Annotated in this window: 17 protein-coding genes; 4 read left to right on the forward strand and 13 right to left on the reverse strand. The window is 43.5% G+C overall.

The genetic code is table 11. The features are described 5' to 3' along the window. Positions 1-118: 118 nt before the first annotated feature. On the reverse strand, positions 119-895 hold the full coding sequence (locus ACQYAC_RS03110; protein ID WP_429942693.1) for a MurR/RpiR family transcriptional regulator: 777 nt from the start codon (positions 893-895) through the stop codon (positions 119-121). Between the two features lie 158 nt (positions 896-1,053). Between ACQYAC_RS03110 and ACQYAC_RS03115 the strand changes: the two genes are divergently transcribed. Then, complete coding sequence (locus ACQYAC_RS03115) at positions 1,054-2,460, forward strand: phospholipase D-like domain-containing protein (protein WP_429942694.1); 1,407 nt, start codon at positions 1,054-1,056, stop codon at positions 2,458-2,460. A gap of 10 nt (positions 2,461-2,470) precedes the next feature. Here the strand turns inward: ACQYAC_RS03115 and ACQYAC_RS03120 are convergent, their stop codons facing one another. From ACQYAC_RS03120 to ACQYAC_RS03130, 3 genes are read right to left on the reverse strand one after another with little or no spacing between them, the layout of a single operon-like run. After that, the gene (locus ACQYAC_RS03120) at positions 2,471-2,956 is read right to left on the reverse strand and encodes a DMT family transporter (protein ID WP_061408069.1); all 486 of its coding nucleotides are present in this window, start codon (positions 2,954-2,956) and stop codon (positions 2,471-2,473) included. A 21-nt stretch (positions 2,957-2,977) separates the two neighbouring features. Next, positions 2,978-3,658: a Crp/Fnr family transcriptional regulator gene (locus ACQYAC_RS03125; RefSeq protein WP_058015603.1), complete on the reverse strand. Its 681-nt coding sequence runs from the start codon at positions 3,656-3,658 to the stop codon at positions 2,978-2,980. A 13-nt stretch (positions 3,659-3,671) separates the two neighbouring features. Then, complete coding sequence (locus tag ACQYAC_RS03130; RefSeq protein WP_410583322.1) at positions 3,672-4,097, reverse strand: DMT family transporter; 426 nt, start codon at positions 4,095-4,097, stop codon at positions 3,672-3,674. 211 nt (positions 4,098-4,308) lie between these two features. On the opposite strand from ACQYAC_RS03130, the gene ACQYAC_RS03135 reads away from it, so the two are divergent. The 3 genes from ACQYAC_RS03135 to cysI all read left to right on the forward strand — a co-directional run bounded on the left by ACQYAC_RS03135 (position 4,309) and on the right by cysI (position 9,526). Next, positions 4,309-5,736, forward strand: a complete 1,428-nt coding sequence (locus ACQYAC_RS03135; protein WP_429942695.1) for an aldehyde dehydrogenase family protein — start codon at positions 4,309-4,311, stop codon at positions 5,734-5,736. 213 nt (positions 5,737-5,949) lie between these two features. Further along, positions 5,950-7,770, forward strand: a complete 1,821-nt coding sequence (locus ACQYAC_RS03140) for an assimilatory sulfite reductase (NADPH) flavoprotein subunit (RefSeq protein WP_429942696.1) — start codon at positions 5,950-5,952, stop codon at positions 7,768-7,770. 37 nt (positions 7,771-7,807) lie between these two features. Then, on the forward strand, positions 7,808-9,526 hold the full coding sequence (cysI, locus tag ACQYAC_RS03145) for an assimilatory sulfite reductase (NADPH) hemoprotein subunit (protein ID WP_339165774.1): 1,719 nt from the start codon (positions 7,808-7,810) through the stop codon (positions 9,524-9,526). Positions 9,527-9,553: 27 nt separating this feature from the next. Here cysI and ACQYAC_RS03150 read toward each other — a convergent pair whose 3' ends face one another. The 9 genes from ACQYAC_RS03150 to ACQYAC_RS03190 form a co-directional block, all read right to left on the reverse strand. Next, positions 9,554-11,488, reverse strand: coding sequence for an AMP-binding protein (locus tag ACQYAC_RS03150; RefSeq protein WP_429942697.1), 1,935 nt, complete (start codon positions 11,486-11,488; stop codon positions 9,554-9,556). A gap of 13 nt (positions 11,489-11,501) precedes the next feature. Further along, positions 11,502-13,025 (reverse strand): acyl-CoA carboxylase subunit beta, encoded by a 1,524-nt coding sequence (locus tag ACQYAC_RS03155; protein ID WP_410583314.1) that lies wholly within the window; start codon positions 13,023-13,025, stop codon positions 11,502-11,504. Between the two features lie 18 nt (positions 13,026-13,043). Beyond that, positions 13,044-13,826 carry an enoyl-CoA hydratase gene (locus ACQYAC_RS03160; protein WP_429942698.1) on the reverse strand — a complete coding sequence of 261 codons (783 nt, stop codon included), beginning with the start codon at positions 13,824-13,826 and terminating at the stop codon, positions 13,044-13,046. Between the two features lie 15 nt (positions 13,827-13,841). Next, complete coding sequence (locus ACQYAC_RS03165) at positions 13,842-14,747, reverse strand: hydroxymethylglutaryl-CoA lyase (protein ID WP_061408091.1); 906 nt, start codon at positions 14,745-14,747, stop codon at positions 13,842-13,844. A gap of 12 nt (positions 14,748-14,759) precedes the next feature. Next, positions 14,760-14,975: an acetyl-CoA carboxylase biotin carboxyl carrier protein subunit gene (locus ACQYAC_RS03170; protein WP_058015595.1), complete on the reverse strand. Its 216-nt coding sequence runs from the start codon at positions 14,973-14,975 to the stop codon at positions 14,760-14,762. Next, complete coding sequence (locus tag ACQYAC_RS03175; RefSeq protein WP_429942699.1) at positions 14,972-16,321, reverse strand: acetyl-CoA carboxylase biotin carboxylase subunit; 1,350 nt, start codon at positions 16,319-16,321, stop codon at positions 14,972-14,974. Before ACQYAC_RS03175 ends, ACQYAC_RS03170 begins: the two co-directional genes overlap by 4 nt. Positions 16,322-16,329: 8 nt before the next feature. Further along, positions 16,330-17,967, reverse strand: a complete 1,638-nt coding sequence (locus ACQYAC_RS03180) for an AMP-binding protein (protein ID WP_429942700.1) — start codon at positions 17,965-17,967, stop codon at positions 16,330-16,332. A gap of 41 nt (positions 17,968-18,008) precedes the next feature. After that, on the reverse strand, positions 18,009-19,151 hold the full coding sequence (locus ACQYAC_RS03185; RefSeq protein WP_429942701.1) for an acyl-CoA dehydrogenase family protein: 1,143 nt from the start codon (positions 19,149-19,151) through the stop codon (positions 18,009-18,011). A 165-nt stretch (positions 19,152-19,316) separates the two neighbouring features. Further along, the gene (locus tag ACQYAC_RS03190; protein WP_429942784.1) at positions 19,317-20,762 is read right to left on the reverse strand and encodes a glycoside hydrolase family 10 protein; all 1,446 of its coding nucleotides are present in this window, start codon (positions 20,760-20,762) and stop codon (positions 19,317-19,319) included. Between the last annotated feature and the right edge of the window lie 72 nt (positions 20,763-20,834).

Genomic DNA, 20,834 nt, shown 5'->3' on the forward strand with positions numbered 1-20,834 from the left:
TCTTTCTTTTCTCTAAAGAAAGTATCTCATACGCAGGAGTGAAAATGTTTTCAGATTGTGTAAAGGTTTTCATGATAAAAAGCCTTCTAGATCAAAGTCTCGAAGGCTTCTTTATTGATTATTTCATTCGAATCACATAGGCATCTAGTAAAATGCGGGCGATGACATGAAGAGACAAGCGCGATCTGACCTCATAATCTGGGAAGAAGGATTGTTCGCCTTTATATCCGACTAGAGTCATATCTGATATTTTACTTAATGTAGAATCTATTCTCGTTGTGACGGTAATCGTCGTGACTTGCTTCATGCTAAGATTTTGACACGCTTCAACGAGCTCTGCTGTTTCGCCATTCAATGAAACAAAGATTGCAAGTTCGTTTTTACCGATATCCCGTGACTTCAGCCGAATGATATTCGGGTCGTCATGTACTTCACATGTTTTTCCGATGAGCTGTAATTTGATGGTCATTTCTTTGGCAATCATCTCTGAGAAGCCTCTGCCGAAAATATAAATTTTGTCCGCATTATGTATTTTTTGAACGGCATCTTCAATTTGCCCAATACTTTGCAGCTGGATCGTCTTTAAAACCTCTTCTTCATTTTTCCGAATCGCTAGTTTGATGTCTTCATCAATGTTTTTGAGCTGATCACTTGCATCGGTCATTTTCTTTTCTTGTTTCAATCGATATTTAAAGGATGTATAGCCGTTGTAGCCAATTTTTTTCATCAGCCTGACAATTGTGGCTGTCGACACATTGGCTCTTTCACTTAATGTGACGATGGATAAGGTGGAGATATCCTCTAAATGTTGGTGAATATAGTTGAGTAAATAACGTTCTGTTTCACTTAACATTTGATACACTTCGGTTGGAATGTTAAATAGTGGTTCATTCATTTTGATTCCCCCTTACTCATTTCATACTATAATTAAATGCCCAATAAAAACAAGCTGATTCTTTTGTCATATATTTTGTCGAAAGCCAAAATGAGTGAAATTTCATTTTTGACATACACTAAGGAAAAGTTGTGTCTGTGTGAAAGGAGCTGATCATAATGCTTCATCTTTTGTTTTATCTCATCCTTATTTATGTCGTCTATGTATTTTTGACCGCATTTGTTTTGTTTTATTTACCTGTTCGAAAAACATGCAAAGAACATTGCATTTATAAAGCCTCTTCTATCTCAGGAGACGATCAGGGGACAAATCAAGTCATGCTTCTTGACGACGGCTTTGAATCTGGTCAGGTGAGGATCCAAATGATTCGTGAGGCAAAGAAGATGATCCGCCTCAGTTACTACTCCATTCAAAAGGGAAAAACAGCAGAATGGGTACTAGGTGCTTTAATTGAAGCAGCTGATCGAGGTGTGAAAGTGCAGCTGTTGTTAGATGGTATCTGTCACAGTTTGCGCGGGCCGCTGAAGCATTTGCGCTATGCGGTAGCAAATCACCCGAACATGTCGATTCGTTTTTATGAACCCTTTCGTTTGTTCAAGCCATGGACGTGGCATAATCGGCTACACGATAAGCTGATCCTAGCAGATGGCCGAGTGGCTGTGATGGGCGGGAGAAATATCGGTGATAAATACTTTGCAGATCAGCCGCCGAAAGACTTTGCTTTTGACCGTGATGTACTGCTCTATAACGCGAAAAAGGGAAAAGTGTTAGATGAAATGGAACAATATTTCGTTTATTTATGGAATCATGATTTTACGAAAAGAACAAAAGATGTGTTTTCCAAGGCAAAAGCGAAAAAAGGGTTAAAGCTAAGAAAACAGCTGCTCAGATCCTATCATGAAGCAGTGCGCACGAAAGAACCTTTTGTGATGTCCTCATTTGATTGGGCAGCAGATACCACTTCTGTGAAACAGATTGCCTTTTTCACAAATCCTGTGGAACGCTTTAATAAGCGACCACTTGTGCTGAAAAAACTGAACGATCTTGCGCACCGGGCAAAGCGTTCTGTGCTCATACAGACGCCTTATATCATTCCAACACGCCCAATGAAATCCGGACTCACCCCCTTACCTAGTGAGATTCAGACGACAGTGGTGACGAATTCTCTTACGGCGACGCCAAATCCATTAGCCTTTGCTGGGTATTTAAGTACAAAAAAGGAATTGATGAAAACAGGCGTTCATTTGTATGAATACGAAGGTCCATATTCGATTCATGCGAAATCAATGGTGATTGATGATTACTTGAGTATTATCGGGACATATAACTTAGATGCGAGGTCTAGTTTTTTAAATACAGAGTCCATTTTGGTTATTGACAGTGCCCCGTTTGCGTTATCACTTACGCAAGCAATTGAACGAAAAATCGCCTACAGTTATCTCGTTGCTAAAGATCGAACTGTCTACCAGACGAGCGCTTATGGACAGAAAAAAAAGCCTTTGATGAAAAGGCTCCTTTTAAATGGATTATCCGCGATAACAGTTTTATGGCGGCGATTGATATAAAGTAGGGCAGCTACTCTTGTGGCAGCCCTTTTTCTTGCGATTGATCTTTTTCTGCAGACTCCAATTTGGTCAATTTAAACACCAAGATCCCTGCCACAATCACAATAACACCTAAAAGTTTTGTCAAAGAGAATTCTACTTTTTCTAAGCCAAGCCAGCCAAGCGAATCAAACAAAAGCGCGCAGCCAAGCTGTGACGTGAGGACAATCGAGATGCCATAAGTCGGTCCAAGCCGTTTGATACTTTGAACAAGACAAATGACCACTCCTACCCCAATGGCCCCACTGATCCAGTACCACGCTTCCATATGTCTTAATCGAAACATGCCAGTTCCCTCTAGTAAGAGCCCCATCAGGAGTGAAGCAATAAAGCCCATTCCAAGAACGAGGGTGGTAGTTGACCAAGAGCCTGTCTGCTCATTGACCTTACTGTTAAAAATGGTTTGTAAGCTGACGAGTGCGCCAGCCGTGATGGCTAATACTATTCCTATGATCATATATAAATCCCTTCATTTCCTCTATTCATAAATGTTGTGCTCTGCTATTTCTAGGAGCCCTTTCCGGTCACAAATCGTAATTTTTCCTCTCTGTCTTTCTATCAGTCCTTTTTCACAGAATTGCTGAATGACTCGGTTAATGTGACGGTAGCTTGTACCGATTAAGCTTGCCGCATCAGTGAGACGAAGGGCGCTTGCGCTGTCATCATCTGTGACAACAGACAATAAGTAGCTTGCAAGCCTGACCTCTACAGGATATAACAGGTGGAAACTCAAATCGTTTGATTTTGTATAAAATTTGTTTGTGATCCCTTTTAGCAGAAAGGTTAACATGCGCGGGTCATCCTTCGCATGGCGCATGAGCGCTTGATGAGAAACCCTTAACATATGTACTTCTGTGACCGCTTCGACTGTATTGACCATATCCGTCTGCTGAACGTATTCGATATCTCCAATCGCTTCAAGGGGATGTTTAAAGCTAAGAATAAAGGTTTTCCCTTCCTTTGTGGTCGTGAAAATCTTTAATTTTCCTTTCACTAACAAGTACAGGTACTCCCTCTTATCCCCTTTTGAACAAACGAGCTCCCCTTGCTCATAGCGCCACAAACTTACGTGTGATATGAGCTTTTGATGAAAGACACTTTCTAATTGATGTGCCTTCATATATGAGGTAAAAAGAGATTCATCATGAAGCTCCTCCATCTGACGCCCTCCTTTATAGTTTTAAAATGATCACCCCTGTGACCATCAATAAAATTCCTGCGTAATGAGGCCATTTCATTTTCTTTTTCTGAACACCAAACCATCCTTTTGCATCGATTGCAAAGGTAAAAGCAAGCTGTGCAATGAGTAACGCTGCGATAGTGAGTGTCACACCGATGATTTGAATCGCGGTGACTTCATTAAAAATAATAATCGCTGCAAATGCGCCTCCTATTAAATAAAGTGGCTGCACCTTTTGATATTCCCTGAAGTGCCCGTCTCGTACGACGAGTAAAATGACGAGCGAGATGATAAAGCCGGTCAGCTGAGTGATGGTGGCTGCCTGCCATGTACCAATATCCTGGCTGATTCTTGCATTGGCTACGCCTTGTAGTGTAATACAAGCGCCTCCTAATAAAGCGAAAATAACACCTTTCATTCGTTCAAAAGCTCCTTCTTTTTTCAGTCTAGTTCCATTAAATGATACATGCCCGCAGGTTGAAAAGGACATATGTCCCACTTTGCGTATTATATCAGAAACTTTTTCTTTTGCAGTTTGTTCGTTTTAGATTTTTCACAGTGGGTACAGTTTTATATCAGCTGAAAACAGAATATTGAATGAATCACATATAAAAAGGAGACATGTCAGAATGAGAAATCAAGAGAAACATTTTATTAACGGAGAATGGGTTGCATCAACAGGAAGCGAAACGACAGAGGTCATCAACCCTGCGACAGAGGAAGTCATTGGCACCATTAGCTTAGGAACAAAAGAAGATTTAGATAAGGCAGTGAAAGCAGCTCGTGCCGCCTTCCCTTCTTTCTCTAAAACATCTCGAAATGAACGAGTAAGGATGCTGGAAAACATTGTGCGCGGCTACGAAAAACGCAAAGATGAACTTGTAGAAGTGATGACACAAGAGCTCGGTGCACCGCTGAAAGTATCCGAAGAAGTTCATTACAAAATGGGCTATGAACATTTTTCTAAAGCAGCGGAAGCCCTTAAATCTTATACATTTACAGAGGACCGCGGCGGACATACCATTATAAAAGAAGCAATTGGCGTCAGCGGATTGATAACACCGTGGAACTTCCCAACGAATCAAACATCTCTTAAAATCGCAGGTGCCATTGCGGCAGGCTCACCAGTTGTCTTAAAGCCAGCGGAAATTACACCATTTGCTGCGATGATTCTTGCAGAAATTATTGATGAAGCAGGCGTACCGAAAGGAGTTTTCAACTTAGTAAACGGAACGGGTGACGTGATTGGTGACGGCATTAGCTCACATCCTGATATTGACTTTGTTTCATTTACTGGATCAGGTGCTGTTGGCTCTAAAATTATGGAAAACGCAGCGGACAATGTGAAGAAAGTCGCTCTTGAGCTTGGCGGGAAATCCCCTCTTATCGTCTTAGATGATGCAGATGTGGATGTGGCTGCTGAAACTGCCATTCAGCATATTGCGATGAATACAGGGCAAGTGTGTTCTGCAGCTACGCGTGTGCTTGTACCAGAATCAATGAAAGACAAGTTTGAAAAAGCGCTGCTGAATGCCCTGCCGAAGTTTACAGTTGGTGATCCAAGAGAAGATCATGCTACAGGCCCGCTTGTATCTAAAAAGCAGTGGGATACCGTGCAATCTTATATTGAAAAAGGAATCGAAGAAGGTGCTACCCTTCTTGCTGGGGGAGCTGGAAAGCCGGACGGAATCGATAAAGGATATTTCGCCAAGCATACCATTTTCACCAATGTGAAAAATGACATGACCATTGCACAAGAAGAAATCTTTGGACCGGTCATGAGTGTCATTACGTATCAGAATCTTGATCATGCCCTTGAGATCGCCAATGATACAGTGTATGGCCTTGCCGGGTATGTTGTTGGAAAAGATGAAAAAACATTAAAATATGTCGCTGAGCATATTCGCGCTGGTCAAATCACCATTAACAATGCCGAAACAGATTATTTTGCCCCATTTGGCGGCTTTAAGCAATCAGGTATCGGAAGAGAATGGGGAGACTTCGGCATCGAGGAATATTTAGAAGTGAAAGCTGTGATGGGACTTCCAACGGCGTAATTTAGATAGATAAAAGGAAAACGGATGACCGTTTTCCTTTTTTTATGTCTTCTCCCCTATTCGCATATGCTTTGTCATTAGAAATCTTAATCATGACAATCAATATTATATATTTTACTTAATGGCAAACTTTCGGTAAAGTTCAAATTGAACCTATATATATAATTCCTATCGAATTAATCTATGTTTATATTCCTTGTGAGGTGGATATCGTTGCAACTTCATGTATTGAACAGTCCTTTTAGTCAGCAGCAGGCAGAGCTACTCAATCAGCTGCTTCCGACTTTAACAGATCAACAAAAAATTTGGCTTACCGGTTATTTATCAGCACAAGCTGCGCTAGCCGGATCAGAAACAGCTACTCAAGCCCTATCTCCTTCTGCCGCAGCACCTGCGCAGCCTGTCAGTAAAGATGTGACCGTGCTTTACGGGTCGCAAACAGGCAATTCCGAAGGGTTAGCGAAAAAGACAGCACAGCATCTTGAAGAGAAAGGCTTTCAAGTGACGCTCTCTTCTATGTCAGATTTTAAACCAAATAATCTGAAAAAAATACACAATTTACTGATGATCGTCAGCACACATGGCGAGGGAGATCCGCCTGACAATGCCCTTTCTTTCCATGAATATGTCCATGGTAGACGTGCGCCAAAGCTCGATCATTTAAGCTTTTCTGTTCTATCACTTGGCGACAGCTCCTATGAATTCTTCTGTCAGACTGGAAAAGAATTTGATGAGCGCTTCAAAGAACTTGGCGGAACGCGCCTGACAGATCGAGTGGATTGTGACCTTGATTATGATGAGCCGTTTTCTGAATGGCTTCAAGGGGTGACATCGTCACTTAGCGAAGGTGAAGCCGCAGCTTTCACGCAAGAATCAGCAGGAGCAAACAGCCTAACAGCAGCTACTGAATACTCAAGAACGAATCCTTTTTATGCGGAAGTTCTTGAAAATATCAATCTAAATGGCCGTGGCTCTAATAAAGAAACCCGCCATTTGGAGCTTTCACTTGAAGGGTCAGGACTTGTTTATGAACCGGGTGACAGCCTTGGAATTTATCCAACAAATGATCCTGCGCTTGTTGATGAACTGATTACGACATGCGGATGGAATGCAGAAGAAGCCGTAACTGTTCATAAAAACGGTGAGACTCTTCCTTTAAAAGAAGCACTTACCTCACATTTTGAGATTACAGTTTTAACAAAACCCCTTCTTCAAAAGTTGGCGGACTTGACGAAAAATGAAGCCCTCCATGCCCTTTTAAAAGAAGGAAATGAAGAAAAATTAAAAGCGTATATAGCAGGAAGAGATTTAGTCGATGCTGCGCGCGATTTTGCTCCTTTTGAAGGAACAGCCGCAGACTTCACTGCGATTTTAAGAAAAATTCCGGCTCGCCTTTATTCGATTGCAAGCAGCCTGAAAGCGAATGAAGAAGAAGTTCACTTGACGATCGGTGCTGTGAGATATGATGCGCACGGGAGAGAACGTCAAGGTGTCTGCTCCATTCTATGTGCAGAGCGCTTACAACCAGGTGATACGCTGCCTGTTTATATTCAGCACAATCAAAACTTTAAGCTTCCTGAAAACCCTGATGCACCGATCATTATGGTGGGACCAGGCACAGGTATCGCCCCTTTCCGTTCGTTTATGCAGGAACGAGAAGAAATCGGTGCAAGCGGAAAATCGTGGTTATTCTTCGGTGACCAGCACTTTGTGACGGATTTCTTATATCAAACCGAATGGCAAAAGTGGCTAAAAGATAGCGTCTTAACGAAAATGGATGTAGCTTTTTCAAGAGATTCAGAGGAAAAAGTATATGTTCAGCATCAAATGAAGAAGCAAAGTAAAGAATTATTCGAATGGCTGGAGCAAGGTGCCTATGTATATGTTTGCGGAGATGAAAAGCATATGGCGCATGATGTTCATCATACCCTTCTATCGATTATCCAAGAAGAAGGTGCGATGAGCAAAGAGAAAGCAGAAAGCTATCTAGCTAACTTGCAGCAGCAAAAACGCTATCAGCGCGACGTATATTAATGGACTTGATGCTTGAAAGAAAGGAGCTTTTACTTACATGGTGAAGACAGCATTAACAGCGCCGGATGGACCTCCGAGCGACGTAGAAGAAATCAAAGAAAAAAGTGATTATTTACGGGGTACGTTAAAAGAAGTAATGCTTGATCCGATTTCAGCGGGAATTCCTGATGATGACAACCGTCTGATGAAACATCACGGCAGTTATTTACAAGATGATCGAGACCTCAGAAATGAACGGCAGAAACAAAAACTTGAGCCAGCCTATCAATTTATGCTGCGCGTACGCCTGCCTGGCGGAATCGCCACATCTAAGCAGTGGCTTGTGATGGATGAGCTTGCTCACAAATACGGAAACGGTACGTTAAAGCTGACTACTCGTGAAACCTTTCAGCTTCACGGTATTTTAAAATGGAATATGAAAAAAACCATTCAAGACATTCATTCTACTATGCTTGATACAATTGCTGCTTGCGGCGACGTGAACCGGAATGTCATGTGTACATCAAACCCCTATCAATCAGAAGTGCACCATGATGTATACGAGCTGGCGAAAAAATTAAGTGATGACCTGCTCCCGCAAACAAGAGCTTATCACGAAATTTGGCTTGATGAGGAAAAGGTTGCGGCAACGCCAGATACGGAAGTTGAACCGATGTATGGTCCGCTTTATTTGCCAAGGAAATTCAAAATTGGTGTGGCGGTCCCTCCTGCTAACGATATTGATGTCTTTTCGCAGGATTTAGGCTTTATTGCCATCATCGAAAATGAGCAATTGATTGGCTTTAATGTCGCAATTGGCGGCGGAATGGGTATGACTCATGGTGATACAGCGACCTATCCTCAGCTTGCAAAAGTGATTGGCTTTTGTACACCGGAACAGGTTGTAGAGATTGCGAAACAAGTGATTACCATTCAGCGTGACTACGGAAACCGTTCCGTGCGAAAAAATGCCCGCTTTAAATATACGGTGGACCGCCTTGGTCTTGAAAATGTAAAAGAAGAGCTTGAGCGCCGCCTTGGGTTTACTCTGTTAGAGGCAAAGGATTATCACTTTGATCATAACGGTGACCGTTATGGCTGGGTAAAAGGCATTAATGGCAGATGGCATTATACGATGTTTGTGGAAGGCGGACGCATCACAGATTATGATGATTATCCACTGATGACAGGCATCCGTGAAATTGCCAAGGTGCATACGGGTGACTTCCGTTTAACCGCCAATCAGAATTTAATCATTGGGAATGTGACAACTCATAAAAAGAAACAAATCGAACAGCTGATTCAGAAGTTTGGTTTATCAGACGGCCAGCAGCACTCCGCCCTGCGCCGCAGCTCAATGGCTTGTGTATCTTTGCCAACATGCGGTTTAGCGATGGCAGAAGCAGAGCGCTACCTTCCACGCTTGATTGACAAAATTGAAGAGATCGTCGAAGAAAACGGCTTAAGTGATAAAGAAATCACGATTCGTATGACTGGTTGTCCAAATGGATGTGCCCGTCATGCGCTAGGTGAAATTGGCTTTATCGGGAAATCACCTGGCAAATACAACATGTATCTTGGCGCTGCGTTTGATGGCAGCAGATTAAGTAAGCTATACCGTGAAAATGTTGGTGAGGAAGACATTTTAAACGAACTTGGCTCTCTTCTTCCCCGCTATGCAAAAGAACGAGAAGACGAAGAACATTTCGGTGATTTTGTCGTTCGAGCAGGTATTGTCAAAGAAACAACAGATGGCACGAATTTTCATGTGCAATAAAAAAAGACAGGAGCCTTCCTGTCTTTTTTACTTTTTCTGTTTCTTATTCAAGTATTCGGTCAGGCTTTTATATACATCTGGGTTGTCTAATGAAGAAAGGTCGGGTGAAGTCTGCTCTTCATACGCCGCTTTTAGTAAACGGCGAACAATTTTTCCATTCCTTGTTTTTGGTAAAGCTGAAATGAGATGAACTTCTTTTGGCTTGAGCGCTTTTCCGGCATGTGAACCAACATGTGCTGAAAGCTCTTGAATGAGGGCTGCTTCTTCAAAAGCATGCGGACTGGTCACGATAAAACATACGAGCGCCTCCCCTTTCACCTCATCCTTTACCCCAATGACAGCGGCCTCATGCACGGCAGGATGTCTAACAAGGATGGATTCAATTTCAGCTGGACCAATGCGTTTACCTGCTGTATTAATGACATCATCCGATCTGCCTGTGATGTGGAATTCACCGTCCTCTGTTTGCATAACCCAATCTCCGTGTGTCCATACGCCTTCAAATCGTTTGAAATACATGTCTTCATAACGCTCCGGTTCGTTCCAAAAACCACATGTCATGCCGACCCATGGCTTTTTCACCACAAGCTCTCCTACTTCATTCATCACGCTTTGCCCAGCTTCATTGTATACATCTGCCGCCATTCCTAAGATCGCTGCATTAAAGAGAATCGGTTTGATTGGTCGAAGCAGCGTACTGCCTACAATACCCCCAGAAACCTCGGTTCCTCCTGAATAATTTAAGATCGGAATGTTCCTTTGACCAATGGTGTTAAATAACCATTGCCACGGCGTTTCATTCCACGGCTCTCCAGTAGAAATAATGGCTTTGACATGCGGCAGTTCGACCCCATCAATCGTTTGCTGCATCGCAGAACGAATAAATGTGGGTGAAAGTCCAAAATGAGTGACTTTCTGCTGATGAATAAACGACCAGAGCTGCTGTTCATCTGGATAATCGGGAGCGCCGTCATATAAAACGATGGCAGCTCCATTGATTAAGCCGCCAAAGACGAGGAATGGCCCCATCATCCAGCCCATATCAGTCAGCCAAAAAAGCCGGTCTCCTTTTGCAACATCCATACATAGACCCGCATCAAAAGCCGCTTTTATCGGAAAGCCCGCGTGTGTATGAACGGCTCCCTTTGGCGTACCAGTTGTGCCTGATGTATACAAGATCATAAGCGGGTCTTCATTATTCACATAGGTCGTGCCGGCTATCGGCTGTTCTTTTAACAACTCATTCAACCGGACATCGTCTTGATATCCGGTATTAGCGGAAGTGTGCACAATCACTTTTTGTACTGTTGTTGTTTTGTTGATGGCATCAGCGACACATTCTCGCATGTTGATCGTCTTCCCTCGGCGCATCATTTCGTTCCCTGTGACGACAATGGATGCGCCTGACGCGCGAATGCGTACAGCAAGAGGCTCACTTCCATAGCCTGAGAAGACTGGGCTAAAAATGACACCAATCTTTGCAAAGGCAAGCATGACAGCGACCGTTTCTGGAAGCATCGGCATATATACGATCGCTACATCCCCTTTTCGAAGCCCTTCTTTCAAAAAGCCAGCTGCAAGACGGCACACTTTCTCTTGAAGTTCAAGAAATGACCATTTCTTTTCTTCACCGGCTTCATTGCTCCAAATGATGGCGGGTCGATGCTTCGTCTCTTCTTTTTCTGCCCATTTGTCCACGGCCGTTTCGGTGATGTTTAATGTGCCGCCCTGATACCATTTCGGCCACATGAATGAGTGCTGACCTAATGCTGCTTCATATGGCTTTTTCCATTGAATGCCGACCGCCTTTTCGGCTTCTCTCCAAAACCAGTCAGTGCGATCAATACTGGCTTGATAGAATGAGTGGTACGTAGAAAAACCAAGAGATTTCATCCACTGATGCAAACGTGTTTTTTGAATCTGCTTTTCTTCCGGTATCCATTCTGGTTTCAGGTTGATCATAAAGACGCCCCCTTTAGACCGGATAGACCGGATGTTTTCGTTTAGTAAATATCATTTCTTTCGATGTATAAGCTAGTAATCGATGACAAAGTTCCGTTCTTAGACGGTCAAACGGGATGACGCCATCGACAATCATTTCAGAGGCAAGCTCATAGATATTCATATCTTCTTGGTATTCCTTCCGTTTCTCTTGTATAAATGCCGCTCTCTCTTCGGGTGGGAGTTCTGCAATTTTATTTGCGTAGACGGCATTTACAGCGGCTTCTGGACCCATCACAGCTATTTGCGCCGATGGAAGAGCAAGGCAGCAGTCCGGCTCAAATGCTGGGCCTGCCATTGCATATAGTCCTGCCCCGTATGCTTTACGGACGATGACGGATATTTTCGGAACGGTCGCTTCTGACATAGCTGAGATCATTTTCGCTCCATGACGAATAATGCCGGCTTGTTCTACTTTTGTCCCAATCATAAACCCCGGTATGTCCGCAAGAAAGAGCAGCGGGATATGAAAGGCATCACATAACTGAATAAACTTGGCGGCTTTATCAGCTGAGTCGTGGAATAAGACGCCGCCTTTTACCCTTGGCTGATTGGCAATCAGACCGACAGGCTGCCCGTTCATTCTGCCAAAGCCGGTAATTAACTCTGCGGCAAACAGCTTTTTGATTTCAAAAAATGACCCTTCATCAATGAGTAAATCAATGAGTTGATACATATCAAATGGGGTATTCTGGCCTTTTGGGATTAAGTCTTGGATGGTGGTTTCAGATGGTTTAGGTGCTTTTGCTGCTGTCGTTTTTGGTTTTTCTGTATAGTTGGCAGGCATATAGGTTAAATAATCACGTGCAATTTGAATAGCCTCTTCCTCTGTTTTGGCTAATATATCTCCGCATCCAGACGTGCTGCAATGCATTTTCGCACCGCCCATTTCCTCAAGTGATACTTTTTCACCGATCACCATTTCAGCCATTCGTGGTGAACCTAGATACATGGATGCATTTCCTTCGACCATGACGACAATGTCACAAAAAGCAGGGATATACGCACCGCCGGCTGCAGATGGACCGAAGAGTAAACATATTTGCGGGATACGTCCAGACAGCTTGACTTGGTTATAAAAAATGCGCCCTGCTCCTCTTCTGCCTGGGAACATTGCAATCTGATCGGTGATTCTTGCACCCGCAGAATCGACTAGATACAGCATAGGACAATTGAGCTTCTCGGCCGTTTCTTGAATTCGAATGATTTTTTCTACTGTTTTGACGCCCCACGATCCTGCTTTAACCGTAGAGTCATTTGCCATGACGCAAACAGTCATGCCATTCATACGCCCGGTTCCTGTGACGACACCATCTGCTGGTAAGTGTTCATCTTTGCATTCTGCAAACATGGCATCTTCAATGAAAGAATCCTCATCTAAGAGCAAATGAAGCCGATCACGGACAAATAATTTTCCTTTTTCTTTGTTTTTTTGATGATAGCGTTCTGCCCCGCCCTTTTCAATTCGATGTTTCTTTAATTCATATTCCTCGATCATAACCATTCCCCTTTCTTGCTACTTCCCTCTGTAATGAGGCGTTCGTTTGTCTTGAAAAGCCTTGAGACCTTCCAGTCGATCTTCTGTATGAATAAGCCGCATATAGGCTTCGTATTCTTTCATCAGACCAGTTTGCAAATTGTGATCAAGGCTGGATTGAATGGCTTGTTTTGCTTCTTTTAAAGCAATCGGTCCATTCTTGGTGATTTGTTTTGCGAGTGAGATGGCATCATTCATCAGTGAATCGGCTGTAGAGATGCGTTCAATCAGCCCAATTTGAACGGCTTCTTCTGCTCGTAAAGAGCTGCCTGTAAAGATCATTTCTTTCGCTTTCCCGGGTCCGATCAGGCGCGGGAGTCTTTGTGTGCCCCCTGCTCCTGGAAGGATAGCTAGTCCTGTTTCCGGCAGGCCGAGTGCTGCACCCGCTCTTGCGATGCGGAGATCACAGGCGAGCGCGAGCTCAAGACCTCCGCCAAGTGCGTGTCCGTTCATAGCGGCAATGACAGGGACAGGCAAGGATTCAATGTCTGTAAAGGTTTGCTGAATGATGAAGACGGCTGCTTTGGCTTCTTGTTCTGTCATCAATCGCCGTTCTTTTAAGTCTGCTCCTGCGCAAAAAGCTTTAGCGCCAGCTCCTGTAATGAGCAAACAGCGGATATTTTCATCATGTTTGATTTCTTGAATCGTTTGATTGATTTCCTCTAGCATAGCAGCTGATAGAGCATTGGCTTGTGCTGGTCTGTTTAAGGTCATGATGCCAATGTGATCATCTTGTATTGAAAAATCGACCAATGATGTCATGTGATTCACCCTTTATCAAGTAGTGTGAGACTGAAAAGCGCGTAAACAGTGACTTGGCAGGGTTCGATCCACTTTTGCTTCAATCCATTCAGCCGCTTTGATCAAGCGAGGGAGGTCGACATTTGTATCGATCCCAAGTTTGTGAAGCATGTGCACCACGTCTTCTGTCGCGACGTTTCCGCTAGAGCCAGGTGCATAAGGACAGCCCCCAAGCCCCCCGCTAGAGGCATCAAAAATGGTGATGCCTGCTTTTAATGCCGTATAAATATTGGCAAGGCCCATTCCTTTCGTATCATGAAAATGAAGAGCGATTTTATCAGCAGGAAAGCGTTCAAGTAAAAGGTCTAATCGTCTTTCTACTTGTAGCGGATGGGCTTCTCCAATGGTATCTCCGAGTGATATTTCATCAATGCCGTAGGACAGCAAGTGTTCCGTTAATCGCAGTACTTGGTCCATCGGCACTTGTTTTTCATAAGGACAGCCAAACACGGTAGAAATATATGCCCGAGTTTGCCGTCCTTCTGCTTTTAAATCGGCTGTCATTTGTTTCATCACAGGCAGTGTTTCTTGTATAGATCGATTCATATTCTTTTTGTTGTGTGTCTCACTCGCTGAGATAAACATAGCCCCTACCTCAAGGTTTGCTTCAAAAAAATGAGCTAATCCTTTTTCATTTGGGATGAGTGCGGCATAGGTGATATCATCTTTTTTGTTTAATGATTGAGCTAATTCTTTGGCATCTTTTAAGGATGGTACCCATTTCGGATGGACAAATGAGGTGACCTCAATATAGGGAAGACGGGCTTCTTCGAGTAAATGGATCCATGTTCGCTTCTCCATTGTGTCCAGCCAAACAGATTCATTTTGCAGGCCATCGCGCGGGCCGACCTCTCTAATGAGCACGTTTTTTGGTAATGCCATGCTGCTTCCCCCCTATTCTGTCAGCTCCAAGAGCACCTCACCCTCGTCAACAAATTCACCTTCCGCTTTATACACTTTACTGATTACACCTCTTTCTTCTGCGACAATGGGAATCTCCATTTTCATTGATTCTAAGATGGCGACTTCCTGTCCTTTTTGCACTTCATCGCCCTGTTTTACAAGAAGCTTCCATAAGTTTCCGGCCATTTGTATCGTGACGGTTTTCATGAACGGTTTTCCTCCCTTTTTTTCATCAGATAATCGGTTGTAATGCTCCCCTGTAAAAAGGCAGTAGATCCGGCCATTTCTTTTAAGAGCGGCAGATTGGTTTTGATCCCTTCTATTTCATATGCGTGTAATGCCGTTTTTAATCGTTCTATTGCAAGGTTCCGTGCATCACCATACACAATCATTTTCGCAATCATCGGATCGTAAAATGGGGTAATGACACTGCCGCTCGTTACGCTTGACTCATGCCGGATATATGGGGCGTCAGGTGTAGAAAGTCGAGTGATCGTACCTGGTGACGGATAAAATGTCACAGGGTCTTCAGCGTATATTCTGACTTCAATGGCATGCCCGATTTGATGAATGTCCTCCTGGCTGAAGGACAGGGGCTCTAATGCTGCAACTTTCAGCTGCTCCTCGACAAGATCAATACCTGTAATTTCTTCTGTGACAGGGTGCTCTACTTGCAATCTCGTGTTCATTTCTAAGAAATAAAATTGCTGGTTTTGATCGACTAAACATTCAATTGTGCCCGCATTTTCATACCCAATCGCTTTGGCAGCTTTGATGGCCATTTGCCCCATTTGCTGTCTCACGGTGTCATCAAGACAGACGGCAGGTGCTTCTTCAATAATTTTCTGATGTCTTCTTTGGAGTGAACAATCTCTTTCAAATAAGTGAACGCCGTGGCCGAACGAATCAAAAAGTACTTGAATTTCTATGTGCCGTGCGTGTTCAATCACCTTTTCCATGTATAAAGTACCGTCATGAAAGAAGCTTTGTGCCCTTTTTTGATTTCCTTCAAATGCTCTATACAGTTCTTCATCGTTGCGGACGAGCTGCATACCAATCCCGCCGCCGCCGCTCGATGCCTTTAGCATAACGGGATAGCCGAGTGACTGTGCTCTACTAACCCCTTCGTCTGCATCATGAAGTGGGGCTGAAACACCTGGAACGATTGGAATGCCCGCTTGTTCCATCGTTTTTCTCGCTTCAATTTTATTCCCCATCTGCTGAATCACTTGTGCAGATGGTCCAATAAAGACAATGCCCTCGCTTTGGCAGCGCTTAGCAAATGCTGCATTCTCTGATAAAAGACCATAACCTGGGTGGATGGCATCTGTATTTGTTTGTTTGGCAATACTGATGATTGCTTCCATGTTTAAGTAGCTTTCAGATACTCTAGCGCCACCGATATAATAGGCGCTGTCTGCTTCTTGCACATGAAGTGCATGCTGATCAGCCTCTGAATAAACAGCAACAGTTTTTATTCCGAGTCGTTTACATGTCCGAATAATTCTACGGGCAATTTCGCCTCGATTGGCGACCAATACTTGTTCAAACATCGCTGACTTCACTCCTTTATTAGATCAAGCGCCTGCTCTTTCAAGCGGAATTTCTGAATTTTGCCTGAGGCGGTCATTGGGTACTCATCTGTAATGAAAAAATATTTCGGGATTTTGTAGCGTGCCATTTGCGACTGACAATAGCTCGTTAATGTCTCAATTGAGATCGACTTCCCTTGTTTCAGCCGAATGAATGCGGCTGCTTCCTCGCCATATGTCTCGTCAGGAATACCAACGACCTGTGCGTCAAGAATGGCAGGGTGAGTGTATAGGACATCCTCAATCTCTTTTGGGTATACATTCTCTCCGCCTCTGATGATCATATCTTTGAGCCGGCCTGTGATTTTTACATAGCCTTCGTGATCCATCTCAGCTAAATCCCCTGTATGAAGCCATCCGTCCTCATCAATGACTTCATTTGTTGCTTCTTCGTTTTTATAATAGCCTTTCATGACATGGTAACCTCTTGTGCAAAGCTCCCCTTGCTGTCCTCTTGGCACTTCTTTTGACGTTCCTGGCAAGGTAATTTTTACTTCAATGTGAGGAAGCGCACGTCCGACCGTTTGAACTCGTCGTTCAAACGAATCATCGGTTCTTGTTTGGGTAATGACAGGTGAGCTTTCGGTCTGACCATAGGCAATTGTAAGTTCTCTAAGCCCCATTTTTTCAATCACTGCTTTCATGACATGGGACGGGCAGAGTGAACCGGCCATAATTCCCGTTCGTAATGTAGACAGATCATAAGAGTGGAAATTTGGATGATCGAGCTCTGCGATGAACATGGTCGGCACACCGTGAAGGACAGTGCATTTTTCTGTTTCAACTGTTTGCAGGACTCGTTCTGGATGAAAAGATTCAAGTGGGATGATCGTTCCCCCTTTTGTGAGACAAGCAAGTACACCAAGAACGGAGCCGAAGCAATGAAAGAATGGCACAGGGATACACATACGGTCTTGTTCTGTTAATTTCATACAATCTGCGATTTGACCGGCATTACAGACAATATTCGTATGACTGAGCATCACTCCTTTTGGATAGCCTGTTGTGCCTGAGGTATATTGCATATTAATGACGTCATCAGGCGTGAGCTCATCCATTCGCTTCTCCCACTCTTGATCCTCGGTTCTTTTCGCAGCAATTTGTATACTATCCCAGCTGCGCATACCGGTTGGGACATGCTGACCGATATAGACGCAGCTTTTCAAATAAGGGAATGATGAGGAGGTGATCACATCTTGATGAGCGGTTTGAAGCTCTGGAATCAGCTCTTTAAGCATGTTGACATAGGACGTTTCTTTAAATCCGTCTACAATAAACAACATTTTACTGTCAGAATGCTTGAGTAAATATGCGAGTTCCTGTGATTGAAAATTGGTATTCACGGTGACAAGAACAGCACCAATGGAGGCGCAGGCGAATTGCAGAATGAGCCATTCAGGTACATTTGGTGCCATGATGGCGATATGATCTCCCTTTTGAATCCCTAATGCCATGAGACCTTTACCTGTTTCCTTGACCTCGTGATAAAACGCTTCATATGAATAACGTAAAGAACGTTCTGGGTAAACAATGGCTTCATGTGCTGGGTGCTGTTCTTTTTTCTCTCTTAATAGGGAGCCGATCGTTTGCGGGTAAATTGACATCATGCTTTCCTCCCTCATGAATAGTAAGCGTTTTCATTAAGGTATTACGCTAACAGCTGTCTTGCGATCACGAGACGCTGAATTTCAGAGGTTCCTTCTCCGATTTCCATCAGCTTGGCATCTCTCACCAGCCGTTCAACACCGCATTCTTTCATATAGCCTGTTCCGCCATGAATTTGGACCGCATCAAGACTTGCTTTAGTCGCCATTTCTGAAGCAAAAAGTTTGGCATAGGCCGCTTCTTTTGTAAATGGTTTGCCTTGATCTTTCAGCCAAGCAGCTTTCCAGACCATTTGTCTTGCAAGCTCTATTTGCATCGCCATATCCGCCAGCTTAAACTGAATGGCCTGGAAGGATGAGAGCGTCTGCCCAAATTGCTTTCTTTCTTTTGCATAGGAAAGTGAAGCATCAAGTGCAGCTTGCGCAATTCCGACAGATAAGGCAGCAATGGAAATTCGTCCGCCGTCCAATGTATATAAAAATTGCTTGAATCCTTTCGACTTATCTCCTAATATGTGATGAGCCGGTACACGCACTTCGTCTAATATGATCTCAGCCGTATCTGAACCGCGAACCCCCATTTTGTCATATGGGTTTGTAATTGAAAGTCCCTTTTGCCCTTTCTCTACAATAAAAGCAGAGATGATCGGACGTCCGTTTTTATCATGATCCGTCACAGCGGTGACAATAATTGTTCTGGCAAAATTGGCATTTGTGATCCAGCACTTCTCCCCGCTGATCACATATTCTTGTCCGTCTTTGATGGCTTTTGTTTTTGTTCCTTTTGCATCTGATCCGGCGTTTGGCTCTGTTAATCCGAAGGAACCGAGTGCTGTTCCAGAAGCTAACGGAACAAGATGGTCCATCTTTTGCTCTTCCGTACCGAAGTAATAAAGGGGACTTGCGCCTAAGGAAACCGCTGCGGCATAACTAAGCCCTGTACTCGCACACTGCTTTCCAATTTCCTCGACTGCTAGTGCATACGAGATCGTATCTCCTCCCGATCCTCCATATTTCTCTGGAAAGGGTATACCCATAAAACCGAGCTCCCCCATTTTCTGAAATGTTTTCTCTGGAAAAATCGCCTGTTCATCAATCGTTTGAGCGTGTGGTGCAATTTCTGTTTTTGCAAATTCTTTGACCATCTGACGGATCATTTGCTGCTCTTTCGTTAATTCAAAATCCATTGTGCTTCCCCCTTTGGCGCTTTTCTATCATATTTATTAATCAAGTAGCTGCTTCATGCCAAGCTTGATTGAATTCAGAAAATTAAAATAAGAATAGTAGAAAAATAGAGAAAGCAAAAAAGCATAAATCGAGGAAAATCCCCATTTATGCTTTACTATGTTATTTTATTGTTTTGTAGAAGGCTTACTTTCATGGTGAAGACGATTGAGAGCCGTCACTTTGTAAGTATAGCTCTTCTTTTGATTTGCTGAAAGGTCTTTGACATGTGTAAAGGAGCCTGTTTCTTTTACGGCCGCTTGCACAAATTCATACGTCCCTTTATTTGATAATCGATAGACTGCATAATAGGATGCGGCAGAGCTCCGGTCATTTTGAATCTGTAAAACTGCGCCATCCTCTGTCTTTTTCACAGATTGGATGATTGGTTTTTTAGGAGCCTTTTGATGAAGCCATGGCATCTCTGGAATGAGGGCTGGTTTGCTATAGGTTTCTTCTATTAATCGTTTCTTTACATTCAAGGGATTTCGATTGATATCCTTCAGACTAAAATGCATGCTTCCCTGGACGAGCTGTGACTGCCTGTTCAGCTTGATCTGGCGGAAATACTCTTCGGGATCAGACCAAGCAGGATCACTGTTTTGATTGATTTTATAAGTCGCTTGACCAATGTACAAGTGAACAGGCTGCCCCTTCACCTCATTTGACCACCATTTCGTCAGTACATCATAGGCAGCGGGCTGAAAGCCGATACTCCAATAAATTTGCGGGGTGATATAATCAATATGGTGCTGCTGTATCCATTTTCTTGTATCAGCATATAAATCATCATAATTGGTCATACCTGCTGTTGTACTCGAGCCAGTCGGGTCGTCTTTGATATTACGCCATACCCCGAATGGACTAATACCAAATTTCACATATGGCTTTTCTTTCTTAATGGTGTCATTAATCTGCTTCACTAATTGGTTCACATTATCTCTTCGCCAATCTTCTATATGTGTAAATGCTTTTTTCCCATATGTTTCATACGTTTCTTGATCTGGAAATGGCACACCCGCTATTTTATTTGGGTAAAAATAATCATCCATATGCACCGCATCAATATCGTAGTTTTTCACCACTTCCTCTATGCCGTCAACAATGAAGTCCTGAGCATCAGGAATGCCTGGATTAAAGTACAGCTGATTTCCGTAGGCGATGGTCCAATCTGGGTGCGCTCTTGCAGGATGATCGGCTGATAATCGGTTGAGATCGGTATGATTCATTGTGATTCGATAAGGGTTAAACCAAGCATGAAATTCAAGGCCTCGTTTATGTGCTTCTTCTACCATAAATTCAAGCGGGTCATACCCAGGGTCTTTCCCTTGCGTACCAGTCAAATATTCAGACCAAGGCCCGAATTTCGACGGATAAAAGGCATCTGCTGTTGGTTTAATTTGCATGATGATGGCATTCATATTCATCGCCTTGATCTCGTCTAACAGTTGAATGAACTCTTGCTTCTGCTCTTCGGCGGACAGTCCTTTCTTTGAAGGCCAATCTAGGTTATACACTGATGCGACCCACACGGCACGCATCTCTCTTGTGCTCTCAAGCTTCCCTTTTGGCATTGAACGAGCTAGACTGCTAGAAGGAATCAATAAGAATACACACATAAAAACCAATATCAGAACCGTCATACT

It is taken from the genome of Bacillus sp. MM09(2025) (assembly GCF_050496725.1).
Taxonomy (GTDB): domain Bacteria; phylum Bacillota; class Bacilli; order Bacillales; family Bacillaceae; genus Bacillus; species Bacillus pumilus.

Bases quoted from the DNA above. Each gene is read 5' to 3' on its own strand.
- ACQYAC_RS03180 (WP_429942700.1), bottom strand. From the start codon at position 17,967: ATGATGTCAATTTACCCGCAAACGATCGGCTCCCTATTAAGAGAGAAA.
- cysI (WP_339165774.1), top strand. From the start codon at position 7,808: ATGGTGAAGACAGCATTAACAGCGCCGGATGGACCTCCGAGCGACGTA.
- ACQYAC_RS03190 (WP_429942784.1), bottom strand. From the start codon at position 20,762: ATGCCAAAAGGGAAGCTTGAGAGCACAAGAGAGATGCGTGCCGTGTGG.
- ACQYAC_RS03120 (WP_061408069.1), bottom strand. From the start codon at position 2,956: ATGATCATAGGAATAGTATTAGCCATCACGGCTGGCGCACTCGTCAGC.
- ACQYAC_RS03135 (WP_429942695.1), top strand. From the start codon at position 4,309: ATGAGAAATCAAGAGAAACATTTTATTAACGGAGAATGGGTTGCATCA.
- ACQYAC_RS03185 (WP_429942701.1), bottom strand. From the start codon at position 19,151: ATGGATTTTGAATTAACGAAAGAGCAGCAAATGATCCGTCAGATGGTC.
- ACQYAC_RS03160 (WP_429942698.1), bottom strand. From the start codon at position 13,826: ATGACATCATTGGTCGATTTTTCAATACAAGATGATCACATTGGCATC.
- ACQYAC_RS03115 (WP_429942694.1), top strand. From the start codon at position 1,054: ATGCTTCATCTTTTGTTTTATCTCATCCTTATTTATGTCGTCTATGTA.
- ACQYAC_RS03165 (WP_061408091.1), bottom strand. From the start codon at position 14,747: ATGGCATTACCAAAAAACGTGCTCATTAGAGAGGTCGGCCCGCGCGAT.
- ACQYAC_RS03170 (WP_058015595.1), bottom strand. From the start codon at position 14,975: ATGAAAACCGTCACGATACAAATGGCCGGAAACTTATGGAAGCTTCTT.
- ACQYAC_RS03110 (WP_429942693.1), bottom strand. From the start codon at position 895: ATGAATGAACCACTATTTAACATTCCAACCGAAGTGTATCAAATGTTA.
- ACQYAC_RS03155 (WP_410583314.1), bottom strand. From the start codon at position 13,025: ATGATCGAGGAATATGAATTAAAGAAACATCGAATTGAAAAGGGCGGG.
- ACQYAC_RS03125 (WP_058015603.1), bottom strand. From the start codon at position 3,658: ATGGAGGAGCTTCATGATGAATCTCTTTTTACCTCATATATGAAGGCA.
- ACQYAC_RS03130 (WP_410583322.1), bottom strand. From the start codon at position 4,097: ATGAAAGGTGTTATTTTCGCTTTATTAGGAGGCGCTTGTATTACACTA.
- ACQYAC_RS03150 (WP_429942697.1), bottom strand. From the start codon at position 11,488: ATGATCAACCTGAAACCAGAATGGATACCGGAAGAAAAGCAGATTCAA.
- ACQYAC_RS03175 (WP_429942699.1), bottom strand. From the start codon at position 16,321: ATGTTTGAACAAGTATTGGTCGCCAATCGAGGCGAAATTGCCCGTAGA.